Source organism: Escherichia sp. MOD1-EC5990, assembly GCF_002965285.1.
GTDB classification, from domain to species: Bacteria; Pseudomonadota; Gammaproteobacteria; order Enterobacterales; family Enterobacteriaceae; genus Escherichia; species Escherichia coli_F.
This window is the reverse complement of the sequence record NZ_PTRV01000002.1, coordinates 156,721-169,695: the sequence shown is the minus strand read 5'-3', so window position 1 is coordinate 169,695 and position 12,975 is coordinate 156,721. Positions and strand designations below refer to the sequence as shown.

The window sequence follows — 12,975 nt, the reverse complement described above, 5'->3', positions numbered from 1 at the left end:
ACTCCCTTCGCAGTGTATCATTCTGTTTAACGAGACTGTTTAAACGGAAAAATCTTAATGAATACTTTACGTATTGGCTTAGTTTCCATCTCTGATCGCGCATCCAGCGGCGTTTATCAGGATAAAGGCATCCCTGCGCTGGAAGAATGGCTGACATCGGCGCTGACCACGCCGTTTGAACTGGAAACCCGCTTAATCCCCGATGAGCAGGCGATCATTGAGCAAACGTTGTGTGAGCTGGTGGATGAAATGAGTTGCCATCTGGTGCTCACCACGGGCGGAACTGGTCCGGCGCGTCGTGACGTCACGCCCGATGCGACGCTGGCAGTAGCGGACCGCGAGATGCCGGGCTTTGGTGAACAGATGCGCCAAATTAGCCTGCATTTTGTTCCAACCGCGATCCTTTCGCGCCAGGTGGGCGTGATTCGCAAACAAGCACTAATCCTTAACTTACCCGGTCAGCCGAAGTCTATTAAAGAGACGCTGGAAGGTGTGAAGGACGCTGAGGGTAACGTTGTGGTGCACGGTATTTTTGCCAGCGTACCGTACTGCATTCAGTTGCTGGAAGGGCCATACGTTGAAACGGCACCGGAAGTAGTTGCAGCATTCAGACCGAAGAGTGCAAGACGCGAAGTTAGCGAATAAAAAAATCCCCCCATGCGGGGGGATCTCAAAACAATTAGTGTGATTCACCAATCGGCAGAACGGTGCGACCAAACTGCTCGTTCAGTACTTCACCCATCGCCAGATAGATTGCGCTGGCACCGCAGATCAGACCAATCCAGCCGGCAAAGTGGATGATCGCGGCATTACCGACAATGTTACCGATCGCCAGCAGGGCAAACAGCACGGTCAGGCTAAAGAAAACGAATTGCAGAACGCGTGCGCCTTTCAGCGTGCCGAAGAACATAAACAGCGTAAATACGCCCCACAGACCCAGGTATACACCAAGGAACTGTGCATTTGGCGCATCGGTCAGACCCAGTTTCGGCATCAGCAGAATCGCAACCAGCGTCAGCCAAAAAGAACCATAAGAGGTGAATGCGGTTAAACCGAAAGTGTTGCCTTTTTTGTACTCCAGCAGACCAGCAAAAATTTGCGCGATGCCGCCGTAGAAAATGCCCATTGCAAGAATAATACCGTCAAGAGCGAAATAACCCACGTTGTGCAGGTTAAGCAGAATGGTGGTCATGCCGAAGCCCATCAGGCCCAGCGGTGCCGGATTAGCCAACTTAGTGTTGCCCATAATTCCTCAAAAATCATCATCGAATGAATGGTGAAATAATTTCCCTGAATAACTGTAGTGTTTTCAGGGCGCGGCATAATAATCAGCCAGTGGGGCAGTGTCTACGATCTTTTGAAGGGAAAATGAAAATTTTCCCCGGTTTCCGGTATCAGACCTGAGTGGCACTAACCATCCGGCGCAGGCAGGCGATTTGCAGTACGGCTGGAATCGTCACGCGATAGGCGCTGCCGCTGACCGCTTTAACCCCATTTAGTGCCGCGCCTACAGGGCCTCCCAGCCCCGCGCCGCGCAGCAAACCATGCCCAAGTACGCTCATTGCTGCGTGGGTGCGTAAAATGCGGGTCAATTGGCTGGAAAGCAAATGCGACACGCCTTTTGCCAATAATTTGTCTTTCATCAGCAGCGGCAGCAGCTCTTCCAGCTCATTCACCCTGGCATCGACCGCGTGCAGAAACTCCTGCTTATGTTCCTCATCCATTTTCTTCCAGGTATTACGCAGAAATTGTTCCAGTAACTGTTGCTCAATTTCAAACGTAGACATCTCTTTGTCGGCTTTCAGCTTCAATCGTTTTGAAACATCGAGCAAAATGGCCCGATACAATTTACCGTGTCCACGCAGTTTGTTGGCGATACTATCGCCACCAAAATGCTGTAATTCTCCGGCAATCAGCTGCCAGTTGCGGCGATGTTGCTCGGGATGTCCTTCCATCGATTTAAACAGTTCGTTGCGCATCAGTACGCTGGAGAGGCGAGTTTTGCCTTTTTCATTATGGGTGAGCAGCCGGGCGAAATTTGCCAATTGTTCCTCACTACATTGCTGGAGAAAATCCAGATCTGAATCATTCAGGTAATTAACATTCATTTTTTGTGGCTTCTATATTCTGGCGTTAGTCGTCGCCGATAATTTTCAGCGTGGCCATATCCGATGAGTTCACCGTATGGCCGGAAAAGGTGATTTTTGAGACGCAGCGTTTATTGTCGTTATCGCTGTTAATGTTGATCCAGTCAGTGGTTTGCCCTTCTTTTATTTCTGAAGGAATATTCAGGCTCTGACTGGCGCTACGGGCGGCTTTGAAATAAACCGATGCACCACTTAACTGTAAATCGCCATGGTCGGCAGTGAGTTGAATGCGTTTAACAATGCGACAAACAGGAAGTTTCAGCGCCAGATCGTTGGTTTCGTTACGCGGCATGGCAATGACGCCGAGGATTTTATGGTCGTTTGCCTGCGCCGTGCAGCACAGCAGCAGGCTAATCGCCAGGCTGGCGGAAAGCGTAAAAACGGATTTCATAAGTATTCTCTTAGTGGGGAGAGGTAGGGGATGAATACCCACTAGTTTACTGCTGATAAAGAGAAGATTCAGGTACGTAATATTTTCTTTTTATTACAATTTTTCTATGAATGTCTTGGCTGCCATTCATTCTTTATATGAATAAAATTGCTGTCAGTTTCGTGTCTTGTTCTGGCATATCGCGAAATTTCTGCGCAAAAGCACAAAAAATTTTTGCATCTCCCCCTTGATGACGTGGGTTACGACCCCATTTAGTAGTCAACCGCAGTGAGTGAGTCTGCAAAAAAATGAAATTGGGCAGTTGAAACCAGACGTTTCGCCCCTATTACAGACTCACAACCACATGATGACCGAATATATAGTGGAGACGTTTAGATGGGTAAAATAATTGGTATCGACCTGGGTACTACCAACTCTTGTGTAGCGATTATGGATGGCACCACTCCGCGAGTGCTGGAGAACGCCGAAGGCGATCGCACCACGCCTTCTATCATTGCCTATACCCAGGATGGTGAAACTCTGGTTGGTCAGCCGGCTAAACGTCAGGCAGTGACAAACCCGCAAAACACCCTGTTTGCGATTAAACGCCTGATTGGCCGCCGCTTCCAGGACGAAGAAGTACAGCGTGATGTTTCCATCATGCCGTTCAAAATTATTGCTGCTGATAACGGCGACGCTTGGGTCGAAGTTAAAGGCCAGAAAATGGCACCGCCGCAGATTTCTGCTGAAGTGCTGAAAAAAATGAAGAAAACCGCGGAAGATTACCTGGGCGAACCGGTAACTGAAGCTGTTATTACCGTACCGGCATACTTTAACGATGCTCAGCGTCAGGCAACCAAAGACGCAGGCCGTATCGCTGGTCTGGAAGTAAAACGTATCATCAACGAACCGACCGCAGCTGCGCTGGCTTATGGTCTGGACAAAGGTACTGGCAACCGTACTATCGCGGTTTATGACCTGGGTGGTGGTACTTTCGATATTTCTATTATCGAAATCGACGAAGTTGACGGCGAAAAAACCTTCGAAGTTCTGGCAACCAACGGTGATACCCACCTGGGTGGTGAAGACTTCGACAGCCGTCTGATCAACTACCTGGTTGAAGAATTCAAGAAAGATCAGGGCATTGACCTGCGCAACGATCCGCTGGCAATGCAGCGCCTGAAAGAAGCGGCAGAAAAAGCGAAAATCGAACTTTCTTCCGCTCAGCAGACCGACGTTAACCTGCCGTACATCACTGCAGACGCGACCGGTCCGAAACACATGAACATCAAAGTGACTCGTGCGAAACTGGAAAGCCTGGTAGAAGACCTGGTGAACCGTTCCATTGAGCCGCTGAAAGTTGCTCTGCAGGACGCTGGCCTGTCCGTATCTGATATTGACGACGTTATCCTCGTTGGTGGTCAGACTCGTATGCCAATGGTTCAGAAGAAAGTTGCTGAATTCTTTGGTAAAGAGCCGCGTAAAGACGTTAACCCGGACGAAGCTGTAGCCATCGGTGCTGCTGTTCAGGGTGGTGTTCTGACTGGTGACGTAAAAGACGTACTGCTGCTGGACGTTACCCCGCTGTCTCTGGGTATCGAAACCATGGGCGGTGTGATGACGACGCTGATCGCGAAAAATACCACTATCCCGACCAAGCACAGCCAGGTGTTCTCTACCGCTGAAGACAACCAGTCTGCGGTAACCATCCATGTGCTGCAGGGTGAACGTAAACGTGCAGCTGATAACAAATCTCTGGGTCAGTTCAACCTGGATGGTATCAACCCGGCACCGCGCGGCATGCCGCAGATCGAAGTTACCTTCGATATCGATGCTGACGGTATCTTGCACGTTTCCGCGAAAGATAAAAACAGCGGTAAAGAGCAGAAGATCACCATCAAGGCTTCTTCTGGTCTGAACGAAGATGAAATCCAGAAAATGGTACGCGACGCAGAAGCTAACGCCGAAGCTGACCGTAAGTTTGAAGAGCTGGTACAGACTCGCAACCAGGGCGACCATCTGCTGCACAGCACCCGTAAGCAGGTTGAAGAAGCAGGCGACAAACTGCCGGCTGACGACAAAACTGCTATCGAGTCTGCGCTGACTGCACTGGAAACTGCTCTGAAAGGTGAAGACAAAGCCGCTATCGAAGCGAAAATGCAGGAACTGGCACAGGTTTCCCAGAAACTGATGGAAATCGCCCAGCAGCAACATGCCCAGCAGCAGACTGCCGGTGCTGATGCTTCTGCAAACAACGCGAAAGATGACGATGTTGTCGACGCTGAATTTGAAGAAGTCAAAGACAAAAAATAATCGCCCTATAAACGGGTAATTATACTGACACGGGCGAAGGGGAATTTCCTCTCCGCCCGTGCATTCATCTAGGGGCAATTTAAAAAAGATGGCTAAGCAAGATTATTACGAGATTTTAGGCGTTTCCAAAACAGCGGAAGAGCGTGAAATCAAAAAGGCCTACAAACGCCTGGCCATGAAATACCACCCGGACCGTAACCAGGGTGACAAAGAGGCCGAGGCGAAATTTAAAGAGATCAAGGAAGCTTATGAAGTTCTGACCGACTCGCAAAAACGTGCGGCATACGATCAGTATGGTCATGCTGCTTTTGAGCAAGGCGGCATGGGCGGCGGCGGTTTTGGCGGCGGCGCAGACTTCAGCGATATTTTTGGTGACGTTTTCGGCGATATTTTTGGCGGCGGACGTGGTCGTCAACGTGCGGCGCGCGGTGCTGATTTACGCTATAACATGGAGCTCACCCTCGAAGAAGCTGTACGTGGCGTGACCAAAGAGATCCGCATTCCGACTCTGGAAGAGTGTGACGTTTGCCACGGTAGCGGTGCAAAACCAGGTACACAGCCGCAGACCTGTCCGACCTGCCATGGTTCTGGTCAGGTGCAGATGCGCCAGGGCTTCTTCGCTGTACAGCAGACCTGTCCACACTGTCAGGGCCGCGGTACGCTGATCAAAGATCCGTGCAACAAATGTCATGGTCATGGTCGTGTTGAGCGCAGCAAAACGCTGTCCGTTAAAATCCCGGCAGGAGTGGACACTGGAGACCGCATCCGTCTTGCGGGCGAAGGTGAAGCGGGCGAGCATGGCGCACCGGCAGGCGATCTGTACGTTCAGGTTCAGGTTAAACAGCACCCGATTTTCGAGCGTGAAGGCAACAACCTGTATTGCGAAGTCCCGATCAACTTCGCTATGGCGGCGCTGGGTGGCGAAATCGAAGTACCGACTCTTGATGGTCGCGTCAAACTGAAAGTGCCTGGCGAAACCCAGACCGGTAAGCTGTTCCGTATGCGCGGTAAAGGCGTCAAGTCTGTCCGCGGTGGCGCACAGGGTGATTTGCTGTGCCGCGTTGTCGTCGAAACACCGGTAGGTCTGAACGAGAAGCAGAAACAGCTGCTGCAAGAGCTGCAGGAAAGCTTCGGTGGCCCAACCGGTGAGCACAACAGCCCGCGTTCAAAGAGCTTCTTTGATGGTGTGAAGAAGTTTTTTGACGACCTGACTCGCTAACCTCCCCAAAAGCCTGCCTGTGGGCAGGCTTGGGTAAAAATAGGGTGCGTTGAAGATATGCGAGCACCTGTAAAGTGGCGGGGATCACTCCCCGCCGTTGCTCTTACTCGGATTCGTAAGCCGTGAAAACAGCAACCTCCGTCTGGCCAGTTCGGATGTGAACCTCACAGAGGTCTTTTCTCGTTACCAGCGCCGCCACTACGGCGGTGATACAGATGACGATCAGGGCGACAATCATCGCCTTATGCTGCTTCATTGCTCTCTTCTCCTTGACCTTACGGTCAGTAAGAGGCACTCTACATGTGTTCAGCATATAGGGGGCCTCGGGTTGATGGTAAAATATCACTCGGGGCTTTTCTCTATCTGCCGTTCAGCTAATGCCTGAGACAGACAGCCTCAAGCACCCGCCGCTATTATACTGCGCTTTTAATTCATTTCTGTTTTATCAATTCTTTTTCTGAAGACGCCTCGCATTTTTACGGAATAATATTTCAATACATCAATTTATTTAACTTAAATATATCCAGGGATTCACAAAAAAAAGTGTTTTCCTCTATCAAAAGTGAATAGTTAAAGGAAATTAATTATTAAATGTTAGTGTAATACTATAGAGAGACAAAGAAATACGTTCAGCAGTCAATGCTAAGTTCATCATGAAAAATGCCTATAAATCAAAGGGTGATATTTAAAATAGACACATTTTCTGAAACACGATATCTCTCCGCCCGTTCGCAAAAGTAATCTGCGATCTTCATCACGCTTCGATAGTCATCTTTAAATATACTGGCCTGGTCATTCTTAATAAAAATGAATTATCTGATGTATTGATTTCTATGGAACCATAAAAACAATGAATGGAGAGCATATTATATGTCTGCCAAAAGACGACTTCTTATTGCGTGTACCCTGATAACAGCTATCTATCATTTTCCTGCATATTCTTCATTAGAATATAAAGGAACCTTTGGTTCAATAAATGCGGGTTATGCAGACTGGAATAGTGGATTTGTAAACACTCACCGTGGTGAAGTATGGAAAGTGACTGCGGATTTTGGGGTAAATTTTAAAGAAGCAGAATTTTACTCATTTTATGAAAGTAATGTACTCAATCATGCTGTAGCAGGGAGAAATCATACGGTTTCAGCAATGACGCATGTCAGACTCTTTGACTCTGATATGACATTCTTTGGCAAAATTTATGGCCAATGGGATAACTCATGGGGTGACGATCTGGACATGTTTTATGGATTCGGTTACCTCGGCTGGAACGGCGAGTGGGGCTTTTTTAAACCGTATATTGGATTACATAATCAATCTGGTGACTACGTATCAGCTAAATATGGTCAAACGAATGGTTGGAATGGTTATGTTGTTGGCTGGACAGCAGTATTGCCATTTATGTTATTTGACGAAAAATTTGTTTTATCTAACTGGAATGAAATAGAACTGGACAGGAACGATGCTTACACGGAGCAGCAATTTGGCCGGAACGGATTAAATGGCGGTTTAACTATTGCCTGGAAGTTCTATCCTCGCTGGAAAGCCAGTGTGACGTGGCGTTATTTCGATAATAAGCTGGGCTACGATGGCTTTGGCGATCAAATGATTTATATGCTTGGTTATGATTTCTAATTTTTTATCAGGGAATAATTATGCAGAAAACGTTAATGGCCAGTTTGATCGGCCTTGCAGTTTGCACAGGGAATGCTTTTAATCCAGTCGTAGCTGCCGAGACTAAACAACCCAATTTAGTCATCATTATGGCGGATGATTTAGGCTATGGTGATTTAGCAACATATGGACATCAGATCGTTAAAACCCCCAATATTGACAGGCTTGCCCAGGAGGGCGTCAAATTTACTGACTACTATGCACCAGCTCCCTTAAGTTCTCCTTCGCGAGCGGGGTTATTAACGGGGCGGATGCCATTTCGTACCGGCATACGTTCATGGATCCCAACGGGAAAAGATGTGGCATTAGGGCGTAATGAACTCACGATTGCTAATCTACTCAAAGCGCAAGGGTATGACACGGCCATGATGGGTAAGCTGCATCTGAATGCAGGCGGCGATCGTACCGATCAGCCTCAGGCAAAAGATATGGGCTTTGATTACTCACTGGTTAATACGGCGGGCTTTGTTACCGACGCCACGCTAGATAACGCTAAAGAACGCCCGCGTTATGGCATAGTTTACCCGACAGGCTGGCTACGTAACGGGCAACCCACTCCACGAGCCGATAAAATGAGCGGTGAGTATGTCAGTTCGGAAGTCGTCAACTGGCTGGATAACAAAAAGGACAGCAAGCCTTTCTTCCTCTATGTTGCTTTTACCGAAGTGCATAGCCCCCTGGCTTCGCCCAAAAAATACCTCGACATGTACTCACAATATATGAGCGCGTATCAGAAACAGCATCCTGATTTATTTTATGGCGACTGGGCAGACAAACCCTGGCGTGGTGTGGGGGAATATTATGCCAATATCAGCTATCTGGATGCACAGGTTGGAAAAGTGCTGAATAAAATCAAAGCGATGGGTGAAGAAGATAACACAATCGTTATTTTTACCAGTGATAACGGTCCGGTAACGCGTGAAGCGCGCAAAGTGTATGAGCTGAATTTGGCAGGGGAAACGGATGGATTACGCGGTCGCAAGGATAACCTTTGGGAAGGCGGAATTCGTGTTCCAGCTATTATTAAATATGGTAAACATCTACCACAGGGAATGGTTTCAGATACTCCCGTTTATGGTCTGGACTGGATGCCTACTTTAGCGAAAATGATGAACTTCAAATTACCTACAGACCGTACTTTCGATGGTGAATCGCTGGTTCCTGTTCTTGAGCAAAAAGCATTGAAACGCGAAAAGCCATTAATTTTCGGGATTGATATGCCATTCCAGGATGATCCAACCGATGAATGGGCGATCCGTGATGGTGACTGGAAGATGATTATCGATCGCAATAATAAACCGAAATATCTCTACAATCTGAAATCTGATCGTTTTGAAACACTTAATCTGATCGGTAAAAAACCAGATATTGAAAAACAGATGTATGGTAAGTTTTTAAAATATAAAACTGATATTGATAATGATTCTCTAATGAAAGCCAGAGGTGATAAACCAGAAGCGGTGACCTGGGGCTAACCTGATAATCATAATAAATGTAATGTATGCCATTTAGGGCTATGCCCGCCTGATTCAGTGCTACGCATTGAATCAGGTTCTTTTCGCGTTGAACAATATCAAGATACGGCTATTCGCAGGGAGTGGATATGTTTACCAACGTAAATGTTGATTGTTGCAAAACACCAGGATGTAAAAACCTGGGGTTGCTGAATAGCTAGGATTATGTCGCACAGGGTAAAAATATTTTATGCCGTGAATGTGGTTACTTGTTTCCAGTGATATCTGAACAGTCGCTTAATATTTATCGTAATATTGTGAATCACTCCTGGAGAGGTTTGATTTGCCAATGTTCAACTTGCGGAAGTACGTCTCTCAAAAAATATGGATATTCTGCACAAGGCCAGAGAAGAATGTATTGCCATCATTGTGAGAAAACATTTATCACTCTGGAACATGTAATTACCACACCACGAGGAGCCCAGTTAGCATTGATGATTGAGCAAGGGGAGGCACTTGCGGATATCAGAAAGTCATTACTTCTTAACAGCACTGGACTTAGCCGAGAACTGTTAAAATTAGCGCGTGGAGCAAACTATAAAGAAAGTCGACAGCGTTTCTCTGCCTCTGATATTACCCTGAGTACCCGCGCTTTTCGCGTCAAGTATAATGGTAGCAATAACTCTCTTTATGCTCTTGTTACCGCAGAAGAACAAAGCGGTAGGGTGGTTGCCATCTCAACCAATTACTCCCCATCTGCCGTAGAGCCACATTATCAATACACATCGAGCTATGAAGAGCGTATGCCTCCAGGGACGCTGGCACATCATGTCCAACGCAAAGAGTTACTCACTATGCGGCGGGATACCTTGTTTGATATTGATTACGGCCCGGCAGTTTTACATCAAAACGATCCGGGAATGCTGGTGAAGCCGGTTCTTCCTGCATATCGTCATTTTGAACTAGTCAGAATACTGACCGATGAACATTCCATTAACGTTCAGCATTACCTTGATCACGAATGCTTTATATTGGGCGGATGCCTGATGGCTAATTTGCAGCATATTCATCAAGGTCGCTGCCATATTTCCTTTGTCAAAGAGCGCGGTGTGGCACCTGCCAGCATTGATTTTCCACCGCGATTATTCCTTAGTGGTGGGGTACGAAACAATGTCTGGCGTGCATTTTCTAACCGCAATTATTCAATGGCTGTATGCAATCTCACTGGCAGTAAGAAAGTCCGCGAGATGCGGCATGCAACATTGAACAGTGCGACGCGTTTTATCCACTTTGTGGAGAACCATCCTTTCCTTATATCATTGAACCGAATGTCTCCTGCGAATGTCGTTTCTACATTAGATATCCTCAAACATCTGTGGAATAAAAAACTAGAGCATGGAACAATTTAATTATTACTTTTCCGAATAATTTCTTCAGAAATCTTGGCCTTAGACTATGATTAATGGGGGTTAAGGTCATCAGCCGCCGCTTTCGGGCATCAAAAACTCATCTCTCGCTGATGGCGCAATTCTTTTAATAGATCGTAAAAAACGAATTATTCCTACACTATAATCTGATTTTAACGAAGATTTGTGCGGGGTAAAATAGTAAAAACGATCTATTCACCTGAAAGAGAAATAAAAAGTGAAACATCTGCATCGATTCTTTAGCAGTGATGCCTCGGGAGGCATTATTCTCATAATTGCCGCTGTCCTGGCGATGATTATGGCCAACAGCGGTACAACCAGTGGATGGTATCACGATTTTCTTGAGACGCCGGTTCAGCTCCAGGTTGGTTCACTTGAAATCAACAAAAACATGCTGTTATGGATAAATGACGCGCTAATGGCGGTATTTTTCCTGTTAGTCGGTCTGGAAGTTAAACGTGAACTGATGCAAGGATCGCTAGCCAGCTTACGGCAGGCCGCATTTCCAGTTATCGCCGCTATTGGTGGGATGATTGTTCCGGCATTACTCTATCTTGCCTTTAACTATGCCGATCCGATTACCCGCGAAGGGTGGGCGATCCCGGCGGCGACAGATATTGCATTTGCGCTTGGTGTGCTGGCGCTGTTGGGAAGTCGTGTTCCGTTAGCGCTGAAGATCTTTTTGATGGCTCTGGCTATTATCGACGATCTTGGGGCCATCATTATCATCGCTTTGTTCTACACTAATGACTTATCGATGGCCTCTCTTGGCGTCGCGGCTGTAGCAATTGCCGTACTCGCGGTACTGAATCTGTGTGGTGTACGCCGCACGGGCGTTTATATTCTGGTTGGCGTGGTGTTGTGGACTGCGGTGTTGAAATCGGGGGTTCACGCAACACTGGCGGGGGTAATTGTCGGCTTCTTTATTCCTTTGAAAGAGAAGCATGGGCGTTCTCCAGCGAAGCGACTGGAGCATGTGTTGCACCCGTGGGTGGCATATCTGATTTTGCCGCTGTTTGCATTTGCTAATGCTGGCGTTTCACTGCAAGGCGTCACGCTGGATGGCTTGACCTCCATTCTGCCATTGGGGATTATCGCTGGCTTGCTGATTGGCAAACCACTGGGGATTAGTCTGTTCTGCTGGTTGGCGCTGCGTTTGAAACTAGCGCATCTGCCTGAGGGAACGACTTATCAGCAAATTATGGCGGTGGGGATCCTGTGCGGTATCGGTTTTACTATGTCTATCTTTATTGCCAGTCTGGCCTTTGGTAGCGTAGATCCAGAACTGATTAACTGGGCGAAACTCGGTATCCTGGTCGGTTCTATCTCTTCGGCGGTAATTGGCTACAGCTGGTTACGCGTTCGATTGCGTCCATCAGTGTGACAGGACGGTTTACCGGGGAGCCATAAACGGCTCCCTTTTCATTGTTTTCAGGGAGAGAAATGAGCATGTCTCATATCAATTACAACCACTTGTATTACTTCTGGCATGTCTATAAAGAAGGTTCCGTGGTTGGCGCAGCGGAGGCGCTTTATTTAACACCACAAACCATTACCGGGCAGATCCGGGCGCTGGAAGAGCGTCTGCAAGGTAAACTATTTAAGCGCAAGGGACGTGGTCTCGAACCCAGCGAACTGGGAGAGCTGGTCTATCGCTATGCCGATAAAATGTTTACCTTAAGCCAGGAAATGCTGGATATCGTGAACTATCGCAAAGAGTCCAATTTATTGTTTGACGTTGGCGTGGCTGATGCACTTTCCAAACGCCTGGTCAGTAGCGTACTGAACGCCGCAGTGGTAGAAGGTGAGCCGATTCATCTTCGCTGCTTCGAATCCACCCACGAAATGCTGCTGGAGCAATTAAGTCAGCATAAATTGGATATGATCATTTCCGATTGCCCGATAGATTCTACGCAGCAGGAAGGCCTGTTCTCCGTGAGAATTGGCGAATGTGGCGTGAGCTTCTGGTGTACAAATCCACCACCGGAAAAACCATTCCCGGCTTGTCTGGAAGAACGGCGGCTTTTGATTCCTGGACGGCGTTCAATGTTAGGACGCAAATTGCTTAACTGGTTTAACTCCCAGGGATTAAACGTAGAAATCCTTGGCGAGTTTGATGATGCCGCATTAATGAAAGCTTTTGGTGCGATGCACAATGCAATCTTCGTTGCTCCAACGCTTTATGCATATGACTTTTATGCCGATAAAACTGTCGTGGAAATTGGTCGCGTAGAAAATGTGATGGAAGAGTACCATGCCATTTTTGCTGAGCGGATGATTCAGCATCCAGCGGTACAGCGAATCTGCAATACGGATTATTCTGCGCTTTTTAGCCCAGCGGCACGTTAATCGGCAGCTCCCCCAAAGTTAAAGT

General features: G+C 47.5%; 12 protein-coding genes. 8 read left to right on the top strand and 4 right to left on the bottom strand.

Annotated elements, in window-relative coordinates:
• The first annotated feature begins 57 nt into the window (after nt 1-57).
• A complete protein-coding gene (gene mog, locus BEB42_RS02925; RefSeq protein ID WP_001094685.1) occupies nt 58-645 on the top strand; it encodes a molybdopterin adenylyltransferase in 588 nt (195 codons plus the stop codon).
• A 34-nt stretch (nt 646-679) separates the two neighbouring features.
• On the opposite strand, the gene satP is transcribed toward mog, so the two are convergent.
• The 3 genes from satP to BEB42_RS02910 form a co-directional block, all read right to left on the bottom strand.
• The gene (satP, locus tag BEB42_RS02920) at nt 680-1,246 is read right to left on the bottom strand and encodes an acetate uptake transporter (protein ID WP_000528541.1); all 567 of its coding nucleotides are present in this window, start codon (nt 1,244-1,246) and stop codon (nt 680-682) included.
• A 148-nt stretch (nt 1,247-1,394) separates the two neighbouring features.
• Nucleotides 1,395-2,108 (bottom strand): acidic protein MsyB, encoded by a 714-nt coding sequence (gene msyB, locus BEB42_RS02915; RefSeq protein WP_001102400.1) that lies wholly within the window; start codon nt 2,106-2,108, stop codon nt 1,395-1,397.
• Between the two features lie 25 nt (nt 2,109-2,133).
• Nucleotides 2,134-2,538 carry a DUF2541 family protein gene (locus BEB42_RS02910; RefSeq protein WP_000843576.1) on the bottom strand — a complete coding sequence of 135 codons (405 nt, stop codon included), beginning with the start codon at nt 2,536-2,538 and terminating at the stop codon, nt 2,134-2,136.
• Between the two features lie 375 nt (nt 2,539-2,913).
• On the opposite strand from BEB42_RS02910, the gene dnaK reads away from it, so the two are divergent.
• Both dnaK and dnaJ read left to right on the top strand, forming a co-directional pair.
• A complete protein-coding gene (gene dnaK, locus BEB42_RS02905) occupies nt 2,914-4,830 on the top strand; it encodes a molecular chaperone DnaK (RefSeq protein ID WP_000516135.1) in 1,917 nt (638 codons plus the stop codon).
• Nucleotides 4,831-4,918: 88 nt separating this feature from the next.
• Nucleotides 4,919-6,049 carry a molecular chaperone DnaJ gene (gene dnaJ, locus BEB42_RS02900; protein ID WP_001118464.1) on the top strand — a complete coding sequence of 377 codons (1,131 nt, stop codon included), beginning with the start codon at nt 4,919-4,921 and terminating at the stop codon, nt 6,047-6,049.
• A gap of 103 nt (nt 6,050-6,152) precedes the next feature.
• On the opposite strand, the gene mokC is transcribed toward dnaJ, so the two are convergent.
• Nucleotides 6,153-6,305, bottom strand: coding sequence for a type I toxin-antitoxin system toxin MokC (gene mokC, locus BEB42_RS02895; RefSeq protein WP_000809168.1), 153 nt, complete (start codon nt 6,303-6,305; stop codon nt 6,153-6,155).
• A 614-nt stretch (nt 6,306-6,919) separates the two neighbouring features.
• Here mokC and BEB42_RS02885 point away from each other — a divergent pair.
• The 5 genes from BEB42_RS02885 (at nt 6,920) to nhaR (ending at nt 12,950) form a co-directional block, all read left to right on the top strand.
• Nucleotides 6,920-7,681, top strand: a complete 762-nt coding sequence (locus BEB42_RS02885; RefSeq protein ID WP_001274831.1) for an outer membrane protein OmpK — start codon at nt 6,920-6,922, stop codon at nt 7,679-7,681.
• A 20-nt stretch (nt 7,682-7,701) separates the two neighbouring features.
• The gene (locus tag BEB42_RS02880; protein WP_105267156.1) at nt 7,702-9,195 is read left to right on the top strand and encodes a sulfatase family protein; all 1,494 of its coding nucleotides are present in this window, start codon (nt 7,702-7,704) and stop codon (nt 9,193-9,195) included.
• Nucleotides 9,196-9,419: 224 nt separating this feature from the next.
• Entirely contained in the window at nt 9,420-10,583 is a 1,164-nt protein-coding gene (locus BEB42_RS02875) for an IS1/IS1595 family N-terminal zinc-binding domain-containing protein (RefSeq protein WP_236942401.1), read from the top strand.
• A 235-nt stretch (nt 10,584-10,818) separates the two neighbouring features.
• On the top strand, nt 10,819-11,985 hold the full coding sequence (nhaA, locus tag BEB42_RS02870; RefSeq protein WP_039021792.1) for a Na+/H+ antiporter NhaA: 1,167 nt from the start codon (nt 10,819-10,821) through the stop codon (nt 11,983-11,985).
• A 65-nt stretch (nt 11,986-12,050) separates the two neighbouring features.
• The gene (nhaR, locus tag BEB42_RS02865) at nt 12,051-12,950 is read left to right on the top strand and encodes a transcriptional activator NhaR (RefSeq protein ID WP_001300855.1); all 900 of its coding nucleotides are present in this window, start codon (nt 12,051-12,053) and stop codon (nt 12,948-12,950) included.
• The last annotated feature ends 25 nt before the right edge of the window (nt 12,951-12,975 follow it).